Source organism: Clostridium ljungdahlii DSM 13528, from assembly GCF_000143685.1.
Taxonomy (GTDB): Bacteria; Bacillota; Clostridia; order Clostridiales; family Clostridiaceae; genus Clostridium_B; species Clostridium_B ljungdahlii.
On record NC_014328.1, the window covers coordinates 3,513,778 to 3,536,577 of the forward strand.

The window sequence follows — 22,800 nt, forward strand, 5'->3', positions numbered from 1 at the left end:
TTAAATGCGCCTATTTATTGTAAAAATATCTATACGTATAAGCTTATTTCAAGTTAGATTACTATATATAGTATTTTTAAGTAAAATTTGAACTTATACAATGTGAATATGCTGCCAAAATTGAAGCTACATTTTAAAATTTTTTTATAGTAGTGAAATTTAGCAACATACTCCGCTGTATATGTCAACTTTTTACTTACAACTTTATTTTCTAAAATGCTGGAACTATGCTTCCATTATATTTTTCCTGTATAAACTTCTTAATTGATGGATCGTTAACAGCCTTTGCTAATGCCTTAATATAAGGTTTGTCTTTATTTTCTTTTTTAACAGCAATTACATTAGCATAAGGTGAATCCTTAGATTCTATGGCAATAGCATCTTTAAGTGGATTTAACTTTGCTTGAAGTGCATAGTTTGTATTTATAACTGCCGCATCTACTTCTGTTAAAGTTCTTGGGAGTTGTGGTGCATCGAGTTCCTGGAATTTTAAGTTTTTCTTGTTTTCAGTTATATCTAATTTTGAAATAAGATCTCCACTCTTTACTTTTATAATTCCTTCATGAGCCAATAACTTTAATGCTCTTGCGCCATTTGTAGGATCATTTGGTATTGCAATTTCAGCACCATTTTTCAAGTCTTTTAAACTCTTGATTTTATTAGAATAAACCCCCATAGGTTCAAGATGTACTTTTGCTACATAATCTAAATTTGTATTATTCTTTTTATTGAATTCATTTAAATATGGAATATGTTGAAAAAAGTTTGCATCTATATCTCCTGAATCCAAAGCCTTATTAGGTGTTACATAATCTGTAAACTGAACTATTTGTAAATCGTATCCTTGTTTCTTTAGTATAGGTTTTACCTTTTCTAGTATTTCGGCATGAGGCTGTGGAGATGCCCCTACTTTTATTACTTTTTTGTCATCACCTTTACTACTGCTTGAAGAACTTGTACTGCTTTGCGCACCACATCCAGCTAATGCCAAGATCAATGTTAACGATAAAATAACTGTAATTAATTTTTTCATTTTGATTCCCTCCAATTATAAAATAATAGACAATTTCTAAGCATTAAGCTGAGATATAAAATTTTCATATCATATTTTCAATTCAAAATCAAATAAAGCTCGAGGAACAACCTCGAGCTAAAAATCTCAATGATCCTCTCATCTTCCAGCTTATGCTGCAGGAATTAGCACCACTATACTATTAAAAATAGCATTGGTTGCCGGGCTTCATAGGGCCAGTCCCTCCACCTCTCTTGATAAGTTAATATTAAATTTTGTTAACTTGTGATTTACATTATAACAGCGAAATTTAAAGATGTCAACAGTAACATTTTCTGTTCTCAAAGATTTTTTACTTTACTTTTAACTTAATATTCTTCCCTATCCATAAAGCCACATTTAGGATAAACTAGTTATCCTGTGGTTCTTTATTTTATATGGAAAATGTATAAAATAAATATTAGACATAGTAATTGAAAAATATTAAATAACAAGTTCAGTGGAGGAATTAACATGAAAATAGGAGTTATAATGGGTGGAATATCTTCTGAAAGAGAGGTTTCACTAAATTCAGGTAAAGAAATAGTAAACTGCTTAGATAAAAATAAATATGAAGTTGTACCCATTGTTATAGATAAAAAGAGAGATGTTCTTGAAAAAGTAAAAGATATAGATTTTGCCTTTATTGCACTTCACGGTAAATTTGGTGAAGATGGTACTATACAATCAGTACTTGAAACCATGGATATACCTTACTCAGGATGCGGACCTTTGACAAGTGCCATTTGCATGGACAAAGACATGAGTAAAAAAGTGTTAAAATCTGCAGACATAAATACTGCCAAATGGATTTGTGTTAAATCTATAGAAGAAATTGATTATGATAAATTGGATGAAATAGGCTATCCTGTAGTTGTAAAACCTAACTGTGGTGGTTCAAGTGTTGCTACTAATATAGTTAAGAAAAAAGAAGATATTGAAAATAATGTAAAGTTAGCTCTAGATTATGACACTGAAGTTGTTATTGAAAAATATATACAGGGAGATGAAATAACATGCTGTATGTTAAAAGGTAAAACTCTTCCTGTAATTGCAATAAAGCCTAATGCAGAATTCTTTGACTATACTGCAAAATATGCAGATGGTGGTTCTGATGAAATAGTTGTAGAACTTGAAAAATCCCTTCAGGAAAAAGTTGAAAAAATATGTGTTCAATGCTGGGAAGTTCTCAAATGCAAAAGTTATGCAAGGGTAGATATAATAGTTGAAAATGGTATTCCTTATGTACTTGAACTAAACACTTTACCAGGCCTTACAAAAAATAGCCTATTTCCTAAGAGTGCTCGTGGAATTGATATGTCCTTTACCCAACTATTGGATAAAGTAATTCAATATTCACTCTAATTTGAAATTACATTCATAGACATCAATAAATTTTTACTAATTGAAAATTATATTTAAGTTAAGAATTAATAATCATCTATAACTATTAATTCTTAACTCTTAATTTTTAATTATACATTATTGTTGAGTGGATAATATCTATCAATATCGAAAGGAGAATGTGTTTTGTTTAAAGATTACAGACCTGTATGGGAAGAAATTAATTTAGACAATCTTGTATATAATATACGTCAAATAAAGCTGAAAGTTGGTAATAATAAAGGACTGATAGGTGTTGTTAAAGCTAATGCCTATGGCCATGGAGCTTTAGAAGTATCACAAGTTTTATTAGAAAATGGAGTAAATAGATTGGCCGTATCTGAGTTAGATGAAGCAATAGAACTTAGAGAAAATGGAATTAAAGCTCCCATAATGATACTTGGCATAGTCCCAGATACTTTTTTGAATGACATAATAGATTATAATGTAGAGCCAGTGGTGCCTTCTTATGAATATGCAAGTAAATTATCAAAAGTAGCTAAAAATAAATGGAAAACTGCAAAAATACACGTTGCAGTAGATACTGGAATGGGAAGAATAGGATTCCAGCCAAATGAAAATAGCATAGAAGAAATATACAACATAAGCAAACTTCCAAATATAGAAATACAAAGCTTATTTTCTCATTTTTCCACTTCAGATGAAAAAGACAAAACATATTCACAGGAACAATTTGAAAAGTACAAAACATTTTACAATGAGCTCATAAATAGAAAGATAAAAATAAGCATGAGAGATATTGCAAATAGTGCAGCTATAATGGAATTACAAGACACTTATTGTGATGCAGTTAGACCAGGAATAATAATTTATGGATATTACCCTTCAGATGACGTAGATAGAAATGATCTAAGCATAAAACCTGTAATGAGTTTAAAAGCTAAAGTAGCTTATGTAAAGACATTAGAAGCTGGAAAATACGTTGGCTATGGAAGGAAGTTCAAATCTGAAAGAAAAAGTGTAATAGCTACACTTCCAATAGGATATGCAGATGGCTATACTAGAATGCTTTCAGGAAAGGCAAAAGTAATAGTCAATGGTAAATTTGCACCAGTAGTTGGTAACATCTGTATGGATCAGTGCATGATAGATGTTACAGATGCAGGTGAAGTAAATGTAGGCGATGAAGTAATACTCATGGGTGAAAAAAACGGATTGAAATTTGATGCGGAAGATATAGCTAAAACAATTGGAACTATAAGTTATGAAATACTCTGCTCCATAAGTAGAAGAGTTCCAAGGGTATATATAAAAGACGGAAAAATAATCAAAATTAGAAATTACCTGAAATAAATATAGAGTTTCTAAACGAAAAATCAACTTATGCTACGGGATATTTTTTACAACCTTCAGCTCATTAAATATTTTGATAAGGCTAAGTAAAAAATTTTGAAAAATACTGAGAACTTTTGAAAACTCGTACCTCAAACAATTCAAAAGTTCTAGATTTTTCAAGAAATTTTTTTCTAAGTCTTATATGCAAAATATTTAAAAGAGCTTCATTATTGTAAAAATATGCCTACGTATAAGTTGATTTTTTAGTTAGAACGCCTGTAAGTTTTCAATTGAAATTTAAACTTATACATAAAATGTAATGACAAAATTGAAAGCACCTTTAAAAACTTTTCCATAAGTCTTAGCGAGGCATTTTAGAAAATCTTAGGAGCTTAGATATGTTTGAGGTACGAGTTTAGCTAAGGTTCTTAGATTTTCTAAATGCTGAGCTTTAGACTTGTCAAAAGTTTTTATGGTGTTGAAATTTGTCATTACATGGCCTGTATAAGTTAACTTTCAATCTAGAAACTCTATTTTTTAGTGAGCATGTCTATGATGCAAGTCTGGAGTATGTGGATGACAATGTTCCATTCTCTCATGAACGTGATAGTGCGTATGATACACGCTATCAGGTATACCAGGATGATGATGATTGTGATGTCCATCTGTATGACAATGCCTGTGTTCATGGGCCATATACAAATGAACGTGCATATGGCTGTGATTTTCCCTTATAATAAGAACCGTTCCTGCAATCATAAGAGGAAGTGCAAGTGCAAAAGTAACACCTGGAACTTCTCCTAGTAAAATAAAAGACAATATAGTACTTATAAAAGGTGCTGCACTGAAAAAAGCACTAGTTCTAGCACTGCCTAAATTTCTCATTGCAAACACAAACAAAACTGTACTAAATCCATAGCTTAAAAATCCAAGCAGCAATGCCATAAAAATTATTTTAAAGTCCGGCAAATGATTTCCTAAAATAATTGACAAAATTAGTGAAAATGTTCCTGCTCCCAATCCTTTAACCATAACTATAGTATAAGGATTTTTAGCAGATATGTTTCTTGTAAAATTATTATCTATCCCCCAACATACGCAGGCCAATATTATTCCCAAAGCCCCTAAAGATATTCCCCACTGGCCAGTAAAATTCCAGGATAAAATTACACTAGCAGAGAGTATACATATTATAGCCGCACCAATTCTCTTGCCGATGTTCTCTTTAAAAAATAGTGCTGCAATAATTGTGGTAGCTACACCTTCAAAATTCAAAAGAAGTGATGCAGTAGATGCTGGCGTTACTTTTAAGCTTATCATTTGAATTATAGGCCCTAAAATCCCCCCAAAAATAACAGCCCCTAAAAGCCATGGAAAGTCTCTTTTAGTTAATCCTGCTTCCTCTATATCTTTTTTGTATAAAATTTTTTCTAATATCTGAAATATTAAAAGTCCTACACCACTTCCAATATACAAGAGAGCAGCCAAAAGAACTGGATCTATTCGTCCAAGAAGGATCTTTGAAATAGGTGCACTGGCTCCAAAAAGTAGTGCAGAAAAAAAAGCTTGAAATATTGGATATAATTTGGTATTCCTCATTTATAACACTCCCAATTTAAAAATTATTCCCAAAATTTATCAATGGCATTATTCAAATTATCTAAGACCTCTGTATCATTTTTTTCAACTGCATCCTTCACACAATGATTGATATGATCTTTCAATATTACTTTTCCTGTATTATTAAGTGCAGATCTTACTGCAGATATTTGAATAATAACTTCACTACAGTCTCTTCCTTCTTCTACCATACGCTTTACAGCCTCCAGATGTCCAATTATCCTGGATAATCTATTTACAACTGCTTTATTATTTGGATGATTGTGTTTTTCCATATAAACATCTCCTTATCCCCCTATAGGGGTTATTTAAATTATAATACATCATACTTTTATTGTAAATAGTGTTAAAAAAACAAGCCCCTTGTGGGGTCTGATCTCTACCATTTTAACATGCATCCAGTTTTATACTCAAATTCTTTCTTTACATCCTCCATATTTTCTACATTATCATCTTCTAATTTTAACTCCACACTTAAATTACTGCTATTAAAAGACGGATTTTTTTTCAAATCTATACCTTTACTTTTACAAAGTATAGATGCAATTTGCAATATTTCATTCTGATTTGCACTATTTGATACTTTCATATTCCACCCTGTAAGATGAACTAATTCCTCTATGTTTTTTTCATATTTCTTACCAATTATAGGACTTATAAATGTAAGTTCTATGTATCTTCCTTTAGAATTTGACTTTATACTTTTTTTGTAAGGCCTAAACTGTTCTCTTTCAAAAGTTTCATCTATTATATTTAAAGCTTTATTTTGTTCCATCATTTCGCACTCATCTTCAGCTTTAATAAGCATACTATCTTTTAGATCTATTCCTGGAGATTGTATTAATACTTGAAGTCCTGTAATGTTCTCAATTTCAGCTAATTTTTCTTTTTCCACATTACATTTAGAATTCAACATAACTACAACCTGGTTTTCTCCTAATCTATAAGATATTTTTTTAATAGATATATTCTGTAAATTTATCCTTACGACTTCGGAAACTGCATTTATATTTACAGAATTATTTATTTCTACCTTCCACTTAACCTCTTCCTCAAATTTTTTTATTTTCCCGTATATACTCTTATCCACTACACCTGGAAAATCAAAATTTAAAATCACCTTTTTCTGATCACATATAAAACTAATTTTCTTTGTATTAAATTTATTAAAATATTTGTCTGCAGCTTCTTTTAATTCATTTAATTTAATCTCATTATTTTTTAAACTCTGAGAGACCTTATCCTCAGAATTGATTTTAAATAAAAACAATCTCCTTGTGTCACTTTCGAAATAAGGACATTCTACTATAATTCTTTGAAAATCTTCTAAAGCATTTTTGCCCTTGTTATTTCCCTTCCATATAAATATAAGTTCTTCTAATGTAAAAAGTCTTTCACCGTAATTATAACGCACAAACTCCCATAACCTTTTCACATTATTTTCATCCATTTCTTCACAAGAGTTCATAACTTTATCAATATTTTTTTTCCACTGTTTTCTTGGGTTTTTTATATTTATTTCATAAACTTCACTACACCTAGGTGCATATACTCTTCCTCTTACATCTTTGGAAAGCTCTTTTGATAAATTTTCCACTACCTCTTCATTTCCATGAACTAGAAATATATTTTTAGGTGTTAAAAAATCTATAAGAGATTTTATTTCATATTTGTCACTGTGGGCAGAAAGTCCTACTTTTTCTACCTTGCAATTTACAGGAACAGTTTTTTCATTTATATAAAGTTTTTTGTCCTTTTCCTCATCCAAAAGATTTAATAGCTTTCTTCCAGGGGATTCCTCATCCTGATATCCCGTTATAACTATGTACCCATTTTCCATAGGGGCTATTTTTTCTGCATAATATTGACTGTATCCTCCTGTAAGCATTCCTGAACTTGACACTATTACACAAGGCTCGTCATCTTTTAGTACCTCTTCTCTAAGTTTATTATTATCTACTGCAATTATATTGTCATCATAAAAAGGTTCAATTCCTCTGAGTATCTTTTTTCCTAAAGAATTTTTAAGGTACAGTGGATTTAATTTGTAGGTCCTGTTTATATCCTTTATCATACCATCCACATAAACTTTAGTATCTTTTAATATATTTTTATTTACTGCTTTTTTTATAATAAGAAGCACTTCCTGAGCCCTTCCAAGAGCAAAAGCAGGAATAAGCATTTTTCCTTTTTTCTCTATGCAGTCATTTATTGTATCAATAAGTTTTTCCTCTTCCACTTCTCTATTTGAATGAAGTCTATCTCCATAAGTGGATTCAAAGATTGCTGCATCTGGTCTTAGTTTTGGAACTTTCAACCCTTCCACAGTTTTTTGTGAAAATATTGAGAAATCCCCAGAATAAAATAATGATCCCTCTGGAGTCGTAATATAAATACAAGCGGCTCCTGCTATATGACCTGCTGTATAAAAAGTGAGTTTTATATTTTCAAATATAGAAAATTCCACCATGTAATTTATAGGAAACACCCGGTTTAACATGCTTATAACGTCTCCTTCAGCATAAAGTGGAATTTCTCCTTCTCTATTCTTCATTATTTTCAAACTATCATACAAAAGTACTTTCATTAAATCCTTTGTCATTCTAGTTGTATATATTCTAGCCCCTGGATATTCCTTACTTATTATAGGCAGAGAACCTATGTGATCCATATGGGCATGACTTACAATTATAACATCTACTCCTCCCTGATCTTGAATTGATTTAAAATCAGGCAGGGTATCTTTAGAGGAACTCTGTCTTATGCCGCAATCAAGAAGTATATTTTTATTATATATGTTCAAAAGGATACAACTTCCACCTACTTCTCTAGCTCCTCCTAAAAATGAAATGTTCATGTTGGCCTATCACCTCTCCTTTTTATCCTTTACAACTCTATAATTATTATATCCTATAGAATTGTAAAGTAAAAATTAGATTTGTTATTTTACGCACTTGCATAAGATTTATACATAAAATATATTGTAATTAATTTTATAGGAGAAATCATGAGTTATAGAGATATTTCATCCTACTCTAGAATTTCAGCTGTAAATTATGCAGTAAAGTACGCTCTCACCCCCAATCCAAACTATAAATACTTTTCCATATACCAAACTATCGGCGGTGACTGCACAAATTTCACTTCACAGTGCTTGCATTCAGGAGGAGCGCCTATGGTCTTTTCAGGTAAAAACACCTGGTGGTATAACATTAGAACTAATAAATGGTCAGTTTCCTGGACTGTAGCAGGTTCTCTTTACTGGTATTTAAAAATTAACGCTGAAAAAAATTCCTACGGCATAAAAGGAAGAGAAGTGCCTTCTATTTCTTCTCTTGAGATAGGCGACCTGATATTTTATCGAAATAGTAAAGGTACAATAGCCCATTCTGCCATCATTACTTCTTTCCGTAACGGCCACCCACTCATATCTCAGCATACTTTTAATGCATTAAACATAACTTACGTAAAAGATTGGGCATCTAAAATGCACTTTATGAAAATATGGTTATAAGATTTTGTTTACAATGCCTATTATAAAAGTATATAATATCCCTATGTAGATAAGAAAAATAGGTGGTTTGATAAACATGATAGCAGTTATAGTAAACTTTATTTCCATAATAATAGGAAGTATAATCGGAATATTTTTAAAAAATGGTATACCAAAAAAAGTTAAAGAAAGTGTTTTTAGTGGACTTGCTTTATGTGTTCTATACATTGGAATTTCAGGTTCTTTAAAGACAAATAACGTACTTACTCTAATAATATCCATAGTAATAGGTACAATTTTAGGAGAACTAATAGATATAGACAAACATATAACAAGTCTAGGAAACTTAATAGAAAGTAAATTTAAAACTAAAGGTGGAAAGATATCAGAAGGGTTCGTAACATCAAGCCTTTTATTTTGTGTTGGAGCCATGGCAATAGTCGGATCTCTAGAAGCAGGTCTTGACGGAAATTACAAAACACTTTTTGCAAAATCAGTAATAGATGGAGTTTCCGCAATTATTTTTTCTTCTTCTTTAGGTATTGGTGTAATGATTTCATCCGTAAGTGTACTTGTATATCAGGGTGCTATAACCCTTGGAGCAGTGTTTTTAAAAAGTGTTCTGACGAGCTCAGTTATTGCTGATATGACTGGAATAGGAAGTCTTCTCATTATTGGACTTGCCCTAAATATGCTCAACATAACTAAAATAAAAATAGCAAATTTGCTACCTTCAGTTTTTATGCCAATTTTTGCATACATAATTTATACTAACTTTCATCGTTTTTTATCCTATATTCCATTTTTAACATTGTAAATAAAAATTTCACGTATACTAGCAAATTTGAACTAAAAAGTTTCGTACGATGTTACTTTTAAAAATAAATATATATGAAGATATATACTTTACTGCATATTTTCTAACTTAAAACTCAACTTATATGCAGGAATATATTTACAATAATGAAATTTTTTTAAATATTTTGTATATAAGTCTTAGAAAAAAATTCGTAAAAACTTAGAACTTTTGAATTGTCTGAGGTACGAGTTTTCAAAAGTTCTTAGCTTTTTTAGAATTTTTTACTTAGACTTATCAAAATATTTAATGAACTGAAGGTTGTAAAAGATATCCGGAGTATAAATTGAGTTTTAAGAGCAACACTGTACGTGGTATTCTAGCTTGAAATTTGAACTTATACATGAAATATAATGACAAAATTGAAATCACATTTAAAAACTTTTTTAAATAAGTCTTAGCTTGGTATTTTAGAAAACCTTAGGAACTTAGATATGTTTGAGGTACGAGTTGATCTAAGTTCCTTTAGGTTTTCAAAATACCAAGCTTTAGACTTATTAAAAGTTTTTATAGTGATGAAATTTGTCATTATATGATATTGTATAAGTGAACTTTCAACCTAGAAATATCTAAATGTCTAAAATTATATCTTCTAAACTTCTTTTTGGTACATGATGGACTTTATTCTCGTCTCTCCAGTACTTCACATCATTATTTGAATCCATAGCTTCTATAACCACTTGTTCCTTTGGCTTTCCAAGAGCTACTACCAATATAATTTCATATTTTTCATCCAAATTAAGATTTGATTTTAATTCTTTTTTATTCACATTTCCCAGCATACATCCGCCAAATCCTTTTTCTACAGCTCCTAGTAAAATAGTTTGAGCTGCTATTCCAGGATCAAATGATGGGCTTTTACTAATAGATGTGTCATTAAGTATAACAACATAACCACTTGGTTTTTCACCTTCTTCAGGTCCATCCCAGTCCTTTAAATATCCTGCCCAACCCAAAGTCTTAAATATTTTTTCATTATTATCTTCTGTATTTGATATAACATATTTTAGTGGCTGCAAATTTGAACCTGATGCTGATAATCTGGCAAGGTTCACCAAATATTTTAAAGTTTCCACAGTTATTTTTTCATTCTGATAGAATCTTCTACAGGATCTATTTTTTAAAACTAGTTCTTTTATCATATTCATCCCTCCAAGCTAATAACTTAATATCATTACAATTATCATATCTCTAAACAAATTGAATATCAATCAAATATAGTAAATATAAAGGTAATATTGAATTATATATAATGTTACTATAAAATTATATATAGTAAATATTATTCATAAAAAGGGGGAGCTAGAATACAATGAAAGTTTTGGCATATAGTCATAGACAAGATGAAACTGAATATTTCAAAAAATTCAGTAAAAAATACGACGTGGAGGTTGTATTGTGTGATGATCCACCAACTATGGAAAATGCAGACTTGGCCAAGGGATTTGACTGCATCAGCATTATCACAACTAAAATTTCAGATAAATTAGTAGAAAAATTTCATGAAATTGGAGTAAAATTTATATCTACAAGAACAATAGGATATGACCATATAGACATAAAAAAGGCAAAAGAGCTAGGTGTCCATATAGGCAATGTAAACTATTCACCAAATAGTGTAGCCGATTATACAATTATGATGATTCTTATGGCTATAAGAAAAACGAAAGCTATTATAGAACGAAGTAATGTACAGGATTATTCTTTAAAAGGTGTTCAAGGTAAAGAGCTTCACAATTTAACTGTAGGTGTTATTGGTACAGGAAGAATTGGCCGTGCAGTTATAAGTCGCTTAAGTGGATTTGGCTGCAAAATATTAGCTTATGATTTATATGAGAATGAAGAAATAAAGAAGTATGTTACATATGTTACACTAGAAGATCTCTTTAAAAACAGTGACATTATTACAATGCATGCACCTGCAACAGATGACAATTATCACATGATAAATAAGGATTCCATAGCACTTATGAAAGATGGTACATTTATTATCAATATAGCCCGAGGCTCACTTATCAATACTGAAGATCTTATAGATGCCATTGAAAATAAAAAAATTGGTGGTGCAGCTATAGACGTTATTGAAAATGAATTCGGACTTTGCTATAACGATTTAAAATGTGAGATACTAGATAAAAGGGAAATGGCAATTTTAAAATCTTTTCCAAATGTAATTGTAACACCTCACACAGCTTTTTATACAGATCAAGCTGTAAGTGATATGGTAGAACATTCTATTTTAAGTTGTGTTTTATTCATGGAAGGCAAAGAAAATCCATGGCAAATTGAATAAACAAAAGTTCTTATGCACTCTTCTTTTTTTGATAAAAGAAGAGTGCATTGATTTTAATGTTTTTTTATCTTATTTATAGAATATAGAAATCTTAGCAACTAGACTTAAACCATAATCAAGTTAAAATCTTGGTAAATCCTTTAAATTTTCAACATCCATAACATCAGGGTCAGCTACTAAATATTCTCCTCCATCTTTACCTTTAAATACGCCAACTCCTTCAATTATGTGCTCCCTTGCCATCATTATAGCATGATTTAAAGGAAGCACCTCACCATTTTCAAGTAATACATCTGTAATCTTACCCTCATGATCTTTCCTTACTTTAATTATTTTTGAATTTTTCATTATATACCTCCTGATTAGATATATCATTAATATATATTTTGAGAGAAAACTCAACTACTTATACAAAATATTTTTACATTATATTTACACAATTATAACTTTTGTGGTTGCAATTAAAGTTATAATTGAACCAAATCTTGTTATTGACAGTACAAAATGCAAGTCATATATTTATCCGATGACTACCCGCTCTAATACTTTCCCTCTTTTCCAAGTGGGAGTAAAGAGCGGATACGTCCCTGGATAACGATTTTTCCTAAAGGATAACGCCTTCTAAGTGCTGAAGCACTAAGAATCCTGTTAATAAGCATCAGGTGGAGTTAAACCTCCATCTGATACTAAGAACTCTGTTTATAACATGATTTGCAAATATATCACTTTGGAGGAATTTTATGAAAAAAAATATTATTAAAAGTTCCATAGTATTTATGGTGATTTTTGCTTTATTTTTTATAGCATCAGATAAATCAACTGTTCATGCATTAAATTGCTATACAGTAAGCTTGTCAAATTTTAAAGAGGTATCCCAAAACATTTATGTACAGCCAAATACTTCTGATAAAGATATAAATAATATATTGAGTACCATTTCCAAATCTAAAAACATTGTGGCCAATTTATATGGAAGTTTCAATGCTAAACCTGTCTTTATAATTAGCAAAGATTCAACAGCCTTAAAAAAATTTGGTGTTGAAAATAAAACAGGAGCTACACAAAAAACTATACTAGGTAGCTACATAGTTCTGGGACCAGAGGGATTAAATACTAATGTAATTTCTCACGAACTCACTCACAGCGAGTTAGCCTACAGGATTCATAAAAGTAAAAGTACAAAAATACCTGTGTGGTTTGATGAGGGAATGGCAATGCAAGTAGATAATAGACCTAAATACTCTGAGGGACAATGGATAAAGGAAACTCAAAATGGTACAAAAATACCTGATATGAAAACTTTAAATTCATATACCCAATTTTATGCAGCTGATTTAGATACAAGAGTGTTAAATTACACTTTGGCAAAGCATGAAGTACATAGATGGTTATCTATTGTAGGCCAAAAAGGTCTATCACAGTTAATTGATGATGTTAATAATGGTAATGATTTTTATAAGTCTTATAACACCATTGAAAAAGAAAATAGTAAATAATAGCTGATCAGGACTAGCATAAGTACTAGTCCTGGTCAATAAATTAAATAATTTACTATTCTTGGTTATTCAATATTGGTACAAGCTTTACATCCTGATAGAAGTTTGCAGTAGCCGCTTGCATATAAGGACATACAAAAATAAACCCTATGCCAAAAGTAACAACTGAAAGTATTATCCATCCTAAAAAGCTGATCAATAAGCAAAATAACTCCCATTTGTGTCCATACATCATTTTCTTGCTTTCATCAAGTGCCTCAAGTACAGGAATATCTGGGTTTTCACTAAGAACATACATAGCCATAGAGTACCTCAATGATGCTATTAATCCCGGTATAATAAGCAGCAGTGACCATAAAAAAATAAATATGCTCATAATAATATATAGTATTATTGCAGAACCTAGATTTTTAAACCCATCGAACAAATCCTCCACTTGAAACTTCTCGGATTTTACAAGTTTTATAAAGCATCCTACAACACCAAGTGTAAGTGGTCCAACAATCAAAAAAGAAATAATGATACCTGCATGTGGTATAAAATTTATACCAATAATAATTAGTGAATACACAAGGCACACCAAAACACACTTACCCCAGTTACCCTTTAACTGATCTCTAGATACTTTCCTCAGCTGATAGCTAGTACGAACAGAAGCATTACTCATTTTTAATCCCCTTTCAAATACATATATTTTGCTCTACATATTACTGCAAAAAGTTACAGCTATATTAACTTATGATCTATCAAATAAAACTGTTAATTTATTTAAATGTAATTCAAATTTATTCTTTCAAAATTGAGCAGTATGATATATCATATAACTAACGTTGGTAATTTTGAAAGAAGGCTTGACATCATTGAAAATTTGGAAAAGAAACCTAATTGTATGTTGGTTAGGAGCATTTGTAACTGCCTTGGGACTAAGCCAAATAGCCCCAATAATGCCCCTTTACATCAAACAACTTGGTATTCATGACATCTCTACTATTGAACAAATATCTGGAGTTGCCTTTGGAGTTACTTTTGTAGTTTTAGCAATATTTTCACCAATTTGGGGATATGCAGCTGATAAAATTGGTAGAAAACCAATGCTCTTACGTGCAAGTATTGGAATGTCTATTGTAATTTCAACTATGGGACTTGCACAAAATATATATCAACTTATTGGTTTAAGAATGCTCCAAGGAGTTGTAGCAGGTTACAGTACAGCTTGTATGACATTAATTGCAACTCAAACCGAAAAAGAACATTCTGGTTGGGCATTAGGTGTGCTGTCCACAGCTTCTATTTCTGGTTCACTACTTGGGCCACTTATTGGAGGATATCTTGATGAAATTTTGGGACTGCAATTTACTTTTTTCTTTACTGGCATCCTTATGCTAATTGTTTTTATTCTAACTTTAATATTTGTAAAAGAAAACTTTATAAAATCCAATAAAAAAGTACTCAGTACAAAAGAAGTTTGGAAACAACTTCCTGATTGTCACTTAACTATTGTTTTATTTGCTACTTCTTTTATTTTACAGCTTGCCTTTTATTCTATAGAACCCATAATAACAGTATATATATCTCAATTATCTCGCAGCTCAGCCCATATTGCCTTAATTTCTGGAATGGCATTTTCTGCTTCTGGCCTTGCTAGCATTATTGCAGCTCCAAGGCTTGGAAAACTGTCAGATAAAATTGGACCTCAAAAGGTTATGCTTGCGTCTCTTATTATAGCTGGTTTAATATTTATACCTCAAGCTTTTGTAAAAAATTCTTGGCAGCTTATCATATTAAGATTTTCATTGGGTTTTGTAACAGCAGGACTAGCACCATCAATTAATACACTGGTAAAGAAAATAACACCAGAAGCCCTTACTGGAAGAATGTTTGGTTTTAACATGAGCGCATTTTATTTAGGTACCTTTTCCGGTTCTTTACTTGGTGGACAAATAGCCTCATATTTTGGTATGAAATATGTATTTTTCATTACTAGCGCACTACTTCTTTTAAATGGTTTATTGGTTTATGAAAAAATCTGTAAAAAACTAGATTCAAATGCTGCTGCTCCATTAAAAGAGCATATGGTTTAAAAATCAGTTTTGAGTTTATTAAAAACTATAAAAAAAAGCTCAAGCCTATATGCTAGACTTAAGCTTTTTTAATAAATATGATTTAATTCTTTTAAATAAATATATTGTTATTTTGCTAGATACAAGTCCTAATACTATTCCAGCAAGCACATCTGTAGGATAATGCACATATAAATATATTCTTGAAAAAGCTATTAAAATTGCTACAGTAAAAATTACTGGTGCATATTTTTTGAAATACCTGGATAATATGCTTGCTGCTGCAAAAGATGCCGTAGTATGTCCTGATGGAAATGAATAGGAAGCTGGCTTTGCAACTAAAAGCTTTATAGTTGGGTCAAAATAAAAAGGCCTTGTACGTTTAACTATATGTTTTATCAATCCTTCACCAAGTATTGATCCTATTATAATAGCTGTTAAAACCATAATTCCAACTTTTCTATATTTCTTACTTGCTATAAGTACTATGGAAATTGCAATCCATATAAGCCCCTTATTACCAAGTGAAGTAAATGCAATCATAACCTTGTCTAAAATCTGATTATGCATATTATTTGCTATATACGAAAGAATGTATTCATCAAATTTGTATATTAATGTAACCATCTCTATCTCCCTGCTGTTTCTATTTAATATGTACAACTTACTAATAATACTACATTTCAAATTTAAAATCCACTAGCGTATGGAACTAAATATCAAATATATAGGGTTTTATTTTTAAAGTTTGTGTCTCCCACATATTTATAGATATAATATAAATATATACAGCAAGTAAATACGAATCTATTCCATATCTGAAAAGTGGCTTACAAGGAGGTTAAAAGAAATGGCAAGATGAATTATTATTTTTGGTTCATCTGGCTCTGGAAAAACAACATTGGAAAAATTAGTTGTAAAAAAACTTTATTTTCCCATATTTTGATATAAAAATTTCAATTTAAGATTAAATACTATAAACAGTAATTTGCAGTTAGGATGGATGATAATGAAATTAAGAAATGAATATACTTGTCCTTTAGAATTAACCCATGATATTATTCGTGGAAAATGGAAACCGATTATATTATGGCAACTCGGAAAAGGAGCTTCTTCTTTAGCATATTTACAAGAAGATATAAAAGGAATTGGACAAAAAATGTTACTTCAACATTTGAGTGAATTACAGGATTTTGGTATGGTTCAGAAGAAGCAATTTAGTGGCTATCCATTGAAAGTAGAGTATTCGTTGACTGAAAAGGGAAAACGAATGTTAGATGTTGTAGTTACTATGCAAAAAATCGGAATTGAGCTTATGAAAGAAGATGGCAAAGAAGCTTTTTTGAAAGAAAAGGGATTAATTTGAATCTATGCATACAAAAAAGTGTGTAATGTACAACCGAATATGTTCCTGTTAAAATAAAAGAAAATATAAGCAGGAGGTATTTTTAACAATGAAAAATCCAGAGAAAACAATCGGTAATTTGATTGATAAAAGTAATGTGACAATTATTAGTTATATAGATAATGGGGGATTCCCTATTAGTAAGGCAATGTTATCCCCGCGAGAGCGTGAAGGAATTAAAACATTTTGGTTTTCAACAAACACATCATCAAATAAAGTCAGATATTTTCGGAAAAATCCTAAAGCAAGTGTATACTTTGTTAATAAGCGATTTTTTCGAGGAGTAAGCCTTGTTGGAATAGTAGAAGTCCTTGAAACACTAGAAGCAAAGGAAAGATTATGGCAGGATGGTGATACAATTTACTATAAACAAGGTGCAACTGACCCTGATTATTGTGTGTTAAAATTTACGGCAAAGAAAGGACGCTATTATAGTAATTTCAAATCTGAAGATTTTGATATCTGAACAAATTCCAATTTCAAGTTAAGCATTATAAGTTAGTAATTTGACGGGAAAATGAATGTATGAATAAAATAGGATTAAAAATAACCACAGCATTTTTATGGGTGGCCATATACTTCATAGTTATGCTTATATATACTTTTTTTGATATTGCTATATGGCGAAAAATTACAATAAAGTATTCAAATTGTTTAAATATTGTTTTTATTATAGCATGTGTTATTACATTTATAATTCTACTTTGTAATAGAACAGGATATAAAGTTAGAATTTTTAAGAATGTAACAATTATAAATATTTTCTTAGCAGTTGGTTGTTCTGTGTTATTTTATTTTCTTTTAGATAAGTGCTTTGACCAAATATTTGAAAGCCTTTATCCTGCCAGTGAGCAGGCATATCAAAATACAATACAATCGTTATTAAAAACGCCAATTACGAGTTTGCTGCAAGTGTGTATTATTGCACCTGTTATTGAAGAAATACTTATGAGAGGATTTGTATTAGGTGGATTAAAAGATTCTTATGGAAATAGCATTATTAATATCAGCAGTTTTATTTGCAGTTCTTCATTTTAACATGGTTCAGACAATTTCCGCTTTTATTTGCGGAATTATACTCGGGATTCTTTTTATTAAAACAGATTCAATTTTGAGCTGTATACTTGCACACAGTGGCTATAATCTAATTTTATTTGCCATGATGATTATGCCTTATATAAAAAGATAATTTTCATTGGTAGCTGTGAACCAAATTATGAATCGTTGAAAATTGAATAGTACAGTGTATAATATAATTAATATAATTTAATACAAAATAGTAATTTTTTATGATATATTAATAAATTTGCAGGAGGATAATTATGGTGGAAATGACTAATTCTAAAAAGTGGGGAATAGGAAGTTTATCACTAATAATTGCTATATTCTCTATCATGTTCTCATTCACTTTTATTAATGGAAAATATATAGGAGAGCATATTTTAAATGGACTTGGAGTATCTTTTCCAATAGGAATAATTTCTTTGGCTCTATTTTGTGCATCAATACTTATTGGACATAAATACAAGAATGATTACTTAGCCAAATCAGGGAAAATAGTATCTATAATATTTATTCTTTTAATAATTATATTGTCAATAATAAGTTCATTGTTTTAAAATTTAACGTAACAATTAAAAAGTGAATAATTTACTGACCTTTACCCACTTTGATAGACACGAGGAACTCGTGTTATATTAAAAGTTAAAAGAATGGTAGGTTTATGAAAAAAACAATATAGTGCAGAATTTAAAATTGAAGTAATAAAAAGATTAGAGAAATCTGAAGAATCATTAAATAAGATAGCAACAGAATTAAGAGTAAGACCAAAAACAATGCATGTATGTGTAAATAAGTATAGAGAATCACCTGATACACCTTTTCCTGGCAGTGGACATCTTAAACCTGAAGATGAGAAATTAAGAAGATTAACAAAAGAATTAGTAATCAACGCATTAAATGACGCATATCAACGTGGAGGAAGACCAAAATTCCATATTTATTAACAGAAATATTATTAAAGAAATTATTGTTATTTTCCAAAATACATCCCTGTCTAAAATATACTGCAAATAGGTACTTCAACTATATGATTAATTTATGGTAATTCCCATAGCAACAACCTTTTATATAATAGTTTAATGTTTAAGCTATTGATTTCCCTATGATTAAATCATTCTGTGTAAGTACTGTTAATAAATTTCAATTTACTTTTTATCACATTATATTTTAAGGTGAAAATGCTAGTGCAGTTATTTATAGTATAATTGAATCTTCAAAAGCTAATGGACTTATAATAGAAAAATATCTTGTCTATTTATTTAATAGAATTGCTAATTCAGAAATTATAGATGCGGAGTTATTAGGATAGATTATGCCTTGGTCAAGCAACCTTTCGGCTTTTGTGAGGATTGAAAAGAATAAATAGAATGATTTTCCTATAAATTAAGTATTAAATTTTTAAACCCTGTTAATAGTAAGATTTTCTCTACTACAGGTTTTATTTTAGCATTAAATAATTTTTATTGCTATGCGTCAATTCTTTGACGCTTACGTTAAGACCTCCTATTGCATCTCCTAATACTGCCTTCATATGTTATCTACTACAAAAAATGAACCAGTCTACTTAAATTTCAGCTGATTCATTTCATTTTCTCGCTATATTGCTAATATTACGTAGTTATATTAATATAAAAAATGCTTACGCTTTATTTAACATAAATTTATATAATTCCTATTCCATATTTCTTAATATTAATTTTATTTTCAATCTACATTGCTTCCCATAGTCCTTCTTTTAAAAACTCACCTTCATATTTCTCAATTTCTTTCAAATCATCTTTATATATATCAAGTGCCTTTTTTAACTCTTTATTTACTATCTGAATTAGTAGTTGAAGCAAGTTTATCTGACCCTCTAAATTTCTTGAGTCTTGACTTATCAAGACTATGACCAATGATTGCTATAATAAATATAGCCACCGCAGTTGCCTGTCCTGCTACATAAGCATTTGTAACAAAACCAATGATTGCTATAATTAATACTGCTAGCCCTGTCAATATCTTATGCCTTGCGAAAAAAATTCTATGATCTTTGCCACAATTAGAGCATACACTTCCCTTTTCTATTTCTTTACCACATGCTTTACAATTTGTTAATTTACTCATTTACGTCCTCCTGTATTTTGCTTTTTTACATCTTCATTTGTTTTTCATCATAATTATAACAAAAAATTCATGTTTTTACAATAATGTATATAAACTGTAAATGTTTACAATTAATTTCAATTATAAAAATATAATATAATAATTAAAAAAATTTCTATAATTTTAAGAAAACGCTGGAAGATAGAGAATAAATAATTTAAACGTCAGAAGAACTAGCAAGGGGATATCCTCCATGCATGTAGTTGAAACGAACAGGCTATGAATAACAATTATCTTATGACACAAATATCAGATATGATAAAACAACTGTATGAGTGGTATTACCTGAAAGCAAATGATATAAAAAAGAGACAAAAAAATATATCTTCTGACCTACTAAAAAAGCTTTAAACATCCAATAGAAACAGAAGATATACTTAGCATGGATATGCATAGTATAAAAATGAATTTAAATTTGATCCTCCTTCACCTGCTAACTTGAGAGCTGACTCACCTTAGCCTGCACACGCAAAGGTACATCTAAAATCATTATTACCGTGACTATTATATCTTACATCATATTTTCCTGTTTCATATATATCTTTTCGATTCCTTATACAATGCTGACCAAACTTTAATCGGGGCGTGTCTGAAAAACAAATATTGCATAATGTGTAATTAAAGAGTATTTTTAAAAAGATTTAATCTGTTTTATTTCTTATGTTAGCAAATATCTAAAAAGAGCCCCTTACAAGCCCCTTGGGAGGGGCTTACAAGGAGCCTATAAGTAAGGAAGTAATAAGCAAAAAATAATAAATAATAAATAATAAGTAAGAAGTAAGGAGTAATAAGAGTGCAGATGAACCTGTACCTTTTGACACCTACAGTACTGTGCTGGCATTTTTTGAGGAAAATATATACCCTGTAGGAGAAGCTGTTAGGGAGAAAATCCGCATGTGGAGCGGTGTTATAGATTGTGATGTGATTATTCTGGCAGTAGAGGAAGCTTTAAAGTACAATGTCAGGAATATAAACTACGTTGATAGAATACTGCAGAGCTGGAGTAAGAAGGGCTTAAAGACTGCCAATGATGTTAAGAGGTATAAGAGCATATGGGAGTCCAGAAATACTGAACATAGGGAAAAGTATAGGCAGTATGATTTTAAGGAGCTTGAGAGGAAGCTTTTTGGATAGGATGATGGATAGATTTATACTTTTGATGCATTTTTGTATTAAATGGTGCTATTATGGTGTTAAACGCTGATTTAGTATATAAGAATCTTAATAGAAATAGTAATTTGGAGAGAGGATAGAATATGGCTTCTAGTCGAGAATATTTAGATTTTATTATTGGGAAATTAGATACACTAGACAATGTTTCTTCTAGAAAAATGATGGGAGAATATATTTTATATTTTCGAGGAAAGATTTTTCGGGGAATATATGATAACCGCCTTTTGGTTAAGATAACCAAGGCGAGTAGACAGTTGATGTTAGAGGCAATTGAGGAGTTGCCTTATGATGGTGGAAAACCAATGCTTTTGGTTGATGATGTTGATAATAAAGAGTTCCTATATCAAATGATTAACGAAGATGTATGAAGAACTTCCTACTCCAAAAGTAAAAAAGAGAAAGAGATAAATTCCAATTTAAGGATGAGTCCTATAAATAGTAATTTGCAAATTTGAATATTTGTCTAAGAAGGTGAAATTGTGGAGAGTGTCTCAGAATTGATTGAAAGATTATACTCTAAAGATAATAAAGCTGCATACCAAGCATTACAGATATTAGAAAGTGAAAGTGAAAAATCTAATGCTGTTTATAAGTTTTTTGATAGGTTTGCTGAAATGATTGAAAATAGCAATTCATATATACGAACCAGAGGCATTGTCTTAATATCTGTTAATGCTAAATGGGATACGGAAAACAAAGTTGACGAAATTATAGATGATTATTTAAAACATATTTTAGATGAAAAGCCAATTACAGCAAGACAATGTATTAAGTCATTGCCAAGTATTGCAAAATACAAATCAGATTTAGTTGAATGTATACGAGAAGCTTTATTGAAAGTAGATGTGACTATATATGGTGATAGTATGCAAACATTGATATATAAAGATATTTCATCTTCACTAAAGAAAATCAAATGACAAATTCCAATTTTAAGTTCATTATTAATTCCAACTTAAAACTAAGTATTATGAATAATAATTTGTATAATAAGGAGACTAACTATGATTAGAGATTTTAGAACAACGGATATTGATAGAGTAATGCATTTATGGCTTAGCACAAATATTTTGGCACATAATTTTATTGACAGCGAATATTGGCAAAATAATTTTGAGTCAGTTAAGGAAATGATGCCAAAAGCATCAATTTATGTATATGAACAGAATGGTGAGATACAAGCATTTATTGGTTTAATGAAAAGTTTTATAGCAGGAATATTTGTTTCAAGTGATTTTCAATCAAAAGGAATTGGAAAATTATTGCTTGATTATTCAAAAGGTAAGCATAATGAATTATCTTTATGTGTTTATAAAAAGAATGATCGTGCCCTACGATTCTATTTAAAAGAAGGTTTTACAGCTTCTGCAGAGCAAGTAGATGAAAATACTGGTGAAATAGAGTTTGTCATGAGATGGAAAAATTCAGTATAATGAGGAAATCATAAATTTCAATTTGTAAGGGTGA

At 30.1% G+C, this 22,800-nt stretch carries 23 protein-coding genes, 3 pseudogenes and 1 riboswitch; of the genes and pseudogenes, 16 read left to right on the forward strand and 10 right to left on the reverse strand.

The annotated features are described in order from the left end of the window. Window positions 1-211 precede the first annotated feature (211 nt). Window positions 212-1,033: a MetQ/NlpA family ABC transporter substrate-binding protein gene (locus CLJU_RS15820; RefSeq protein WP_013239840.1), complete on the reverse strand. Its 822-nt coding sequence runs from the start codon at window positions 1,031-1,033 to the stop codon at window positions 212-214. 135 nt (window positions 1,034-1,168) lie between these two features. Then, a riboswitch (SAM riboswitch) is annotated at window positions 1,169-1,276 on the reverse strand. A gap of 249 nt (window positions 1,277-1,525) precedes the next feature. On the opposite strand from CLJU_RS15820, the gene CLJU_RS15825 reads away from it, so the two are divergent. Both CLJU_RS15825 and alr read left to right on the forward strand, forming a co-directional pair. Further along, on the forward strand, window positions 1,526-2,416 hold the full coding sequence (locus CLJU_RS15825; RefSeq protein ID WP_013239841.1) for a D-alanine--D-alanine ligase: 891 nt from the start codon (window positions 1,526-1,528) through the stop codon (window positions 2,414-2,416). Between the two features lie 165 nt (window positions 2,417-2,581). Then, window positions 2,582-3,748, forward strand: a complete 1,167-nt coding sequence (gene alr, locus CLJU_RS15830; protein WP_013239842.1) for an alanine racemase — start codon at window positions 2,582-2,584, stop codon at window positions 3,746-3,748. 519 nt (window positions 3,749-4,267) lie between these two features. Here alr and CLJU_RS15835 read toward each other — a convergent pair. The 3 genes from CLJU_RS15835 to CLJU_RS15845 all read right to left on the reverse strand — a co-directional run bounded on the left by CLJU_RS15835 (window position 4,268) and on the right by CLJU_RS15845 (window position 8,207). After that, on the reverse strand, window positions 4,268-5,329 hold the full coding sequence (locus CLJU_RS15835) for a DMT family transporter (protein WP_013239843.1): 1,062 nt from the start codon (window positions 5,327-5,329) through the stop codon (window positions 4,268-4,270). Window positions 5,330-5,352: 23 nt separating this feature from the next. Further along, entirely contained in the window at window positions 5,353-5,625 is a 273-nt protein-coding gene (locus CLJU_RS15840; protein WP_013239844.1) for a metal-sensing transcriptional repressor, read from the reverse strand. A gap of 104 nt (window positions 5,626-5,729) precedes the next feature. Continuing rightward, window positions 5,730-8,207 (reverse strand): MBL fold metallo-hydrolase, encoded by a 2,478-nt coding sequence (locus tag CLJU_RS15845; protein ID WP_013239845.1) that lies wholly within the window; start codon window positions 8,205-8,207, stop codon window positions 5,730-5,732. Window positions 8,208-8,357: 150 nt separating this feature from the next. Here CLJU_RS15845 and CLJU_RS15850 point away from each other — a divergent pair, with 150 nt between their 5' ends. After that, window positions 8,358-8,864 (forward strand): amidase domain-containing protein, encoded by a 507-nt coding sequence (locus CLJU_RS15850; protein WP_013239846.1) that lies wholly within the window; start codon window positions 8,358-8,360, stop codon window positions 8,862-8,864. 76 nt (window positions 8,865-8,940) lie between these two features. Next, a complete protein-coding gene (locus tag CLJU_RS15855) occupies window positions 8,941-9,660 on the forward strand; it encodes a DUF554 domain-containing protein (protein ID WP_013239847.1) in 720 nt (239 codons plus the stop codon). A 608-nt stretch (window positions 9,661-10,268) separates the two neighbouring features. On the opposite strand, the gene CLJU_RS15860 is transcribed toward CLJU_RS15855, so the two are convergent. Beyond that, entirely contained in the window at window positions 10,269-10,841 is a 573-nt protein-coding gene (locus tag CLJU_RS15860) for a nitroreductase family protein (RefSeq protein ID WP_013239848.1), read from the reverse strand. A 170-nt stretch (window positions 10,842-11,011) separates the two neighbouring features. Between CLJU_RS15860 and CLJU_RS15865 the strand changes: the two genes are divergently transcribed. Then, window positions 11,012-11,992 carry a D-isomer specific 2-hydroxyacid dehydrogenase family protein gene (locus CLJU_RS15865; RefSeq protein ID WP_013239849.1) on the forward strand — a complete coding sequence of 327 codons (981 nt, stop codon included), beginning with the start codon at window positions 11,012-11,014 and terminating at the stop codon, window positions 11,990-11,992. Window positions 11,993-12,112: 120 nt separating this feature from the next. Here the strand turns inward: CLJU_RS15865 and CLJU_RS15870 are convergent, their stop codons facing one another. Next, entirely contained in the window at window positions 12,113-12,340 is a 228-nt protein-coding gene (locus CLJU_RS15870; protein WP_013239850.1) for a DUF3892 domain-containing protein, read from the reverse strand. Between the two features lie 392 nt (window positions 12,341-12,732). On the opposite strand from CLJU_RS15870, the gene CLJU_RS15875 reads away from it, so the two are divergent. Then, window positions 12,733-13,488, forward strand: coding sequence for a hypothetical protein (locus CLJU_RS15875; protein ID WP_013239851.1), 756 nt, complete (start codon window positions 12,733-12,735; stop codon window positions 13,486-13,488). 55 nt (window positions 13,489-13,543) lie between these two features. Here CLJU_RS15875 and CLJU_RS15880 read toward each other — a convergent pair whose 3' ends face one another. Then, window positions 13,544-14,155, reverse strand: a complete 612-nt coding sequence (locus CLJU_RS15880) for a DUF975 family protein (RefSeq protein ID WP_013239852.1) — start codon at window positions 14,153-14,155, stop codon at window positions 13,544-13,546. Window positions 14,156-14,348: 193 nt separating this feature from the next. Between CLJU_RS15880 and CLJU_RS15885 the strand changes: the two genes are divergently transcribed. After that, window positions 14,349-15,569, forward strand: coding sequence for a multidrug efflux MFS transporter (locus CLJU_RS15885; RefSeq protein WP_023162158.1), 1,221 nt, complete (start codon window positions 14,349-14,351; stop codon window positions 15,567-15,569). A gap of 45 nt (window positions 15,570-15,614) precedes the next feature. Here the strand turns inward: CLJU_RS15885 and CLJU_RS15890 are convergent, their stop codons facing one another. Further along, the gene (locus tag CLJU_RS15890) at window positions 15,615-16,175 is read right to left on the reverse strand and encodes a phosphatase PAP2 family protein (protein ID WP_013239854.1); all 561 of its coding nucleotides are present in this window, start codon (window positions 16,173-16,175) and stop codon (window positions 15,615-15,617) included. Window positions 16,176-16,557: 382 nt separating this feature from the next. Here CLJU_RS15890 and CLJU_RS15895 point away from each other — a divergent pair, with 382 nt between their 5' ends. The 5 genes and pseudogenes from CLJU_RS15895 to CLJU_RS23315 all read left to right on the forward strand — a co-directional run. Next, window positions 16,558-16,914 (forward strand): winged helix-turn-helix transcriptional regulator, encoded by a 357-nt coding sequence (locus CLJU_RS15895; RefSeq protein WP_013239855.1) that lies wholly within the window; start codon window positions 16,558-16,560, stop codon window positions 16,912-16,914. Between the two features lie 88 nt (window positions 16,915-17,002). Continuing rightward, on the forward strand, window positions 17,003-17,419 hold the full coding sequence (locus tag CLJU_RS15900; RefSeq protein ID WP_013239856.1) for a pyridoxamine 5'-phosphate oxidase family protein: 417 nt from the start codon (window positions 17,003-17,005) through the stop codon (window positions 17,417-17,419). 482 nt (window positions 17,420-17,901) lie between these two features. After that, window positions 17,902-18,142, forward strand: a pseudogene (locus tag CLJU_RS23310) (CPBP family intramembrane glutamic endopeptidase). Between the two features lie 133 nt (window positions 18,143-18,275). Beyond that, window positions 18,276-18,572, forward strand: a complete 297-nt coding sequence (locus CLJU_RS15910; RefSeq protein ID WP_013239858.1) for a hypothetical protein — start codon at window positions 18,276-18,278, stop codon at window positions 18,570-18,572. Window positions 18,573-18,692: 120 nt separating this feature from the next. After that, window positions 18,693-18,959: pseudogene (locus tag CLJU_RS23315) on the forward strand (transposase); the annotation flags it as partial. 765 nt (window positions 18,960-19,724) lie between these two features. Here CLJU_RS23315 and CLJU_RS23185 read toward each other — a convergent pair. Next, complete coding sequence (locus tag CLJU_RS23185; protein ID WP_023162160.1) at window positions 19,725-19,856, reverse strand: hypothetical protein; 132 nt, start codon at window positions 19,854-19,856, stop codon at window positions 19,725-19,727. Next, on the reverse strand, window positions 19,825-20,121 hold the full coding sequence (locus CLJU_RS15920; protein ID WP_013239859.1) for a hypothetical protein: 297 nt from the start codon (window positions 20,119-20,121) through the stop codon (window positions 19,825-19,827). Before CLJU_RS15920 ends, CLJU_RS23185 begins: the two co-directional genes overlap by 32 nt. An 870-nt stretch (window positions 20,122-20,991) precedes the next feature. Between CLJU_RS15920 and CLJU_RS15925 the strand changes: the two genes are divergently transcribed. The 4 genes and pseudogenes from CLJU_RS15925 to CLJU_RS15940 all read left to right on the forward strand — a co-directional run bounded on the left by CLJU_RS15925 (window position 20,992) and on the right by CLJU_RS15940 (window position 22,766). Beyond that, window positions 20,992-21,294 carry a DnaD domain-containing protein gene (locus tag CLJU_RS15925; RefSeq protein ID WP_081442083.1) on the forward strand — a complete coding sequence of 101 codons (303 nt, stop codon included), beginning with the start codon at window positions 20,992-20,994 and terminating at the stop codon, window positions 21,292-21,294. Window positions 21,295-21,416: 122 nt separating this feature from the next. Further along, window positions 21,417-21,741 (forward strand): annotated as a pseudogene (locus CLJU_RS15930) (TfoX/Sxy family protein). Between the two features lie 71 nt (window positions 21,742-21,812). Beyond that, window positions 21,813-22,253 carry a hypothetical protein gene (locus CLJU_RS15935; RefSeq protein WP_013239862.1) on the forward strand — a complete coding sequence of 147 codons (441 nt, stop codon included), beginning with the start codon at window positions 21,813-21,815 and terminating at the stop codon, window positions 22,251-22,253. A gap of 84 nt (window positions 22,254-22,337) precedes the next feature. Further along, on the forward strand, window positions 22,338-22,766 hold the full coding sequence (locus tag CLJU_RS15940; RefSeq protein WP_013239863.1) for an N-acetyltransferase: 429 nt from the start codon (window positions 22,338-22,340) through the stop codon (window positions 22,764-22,766). Window positions 22,767-22,800 lie beyond the last annotated feature (34 nt).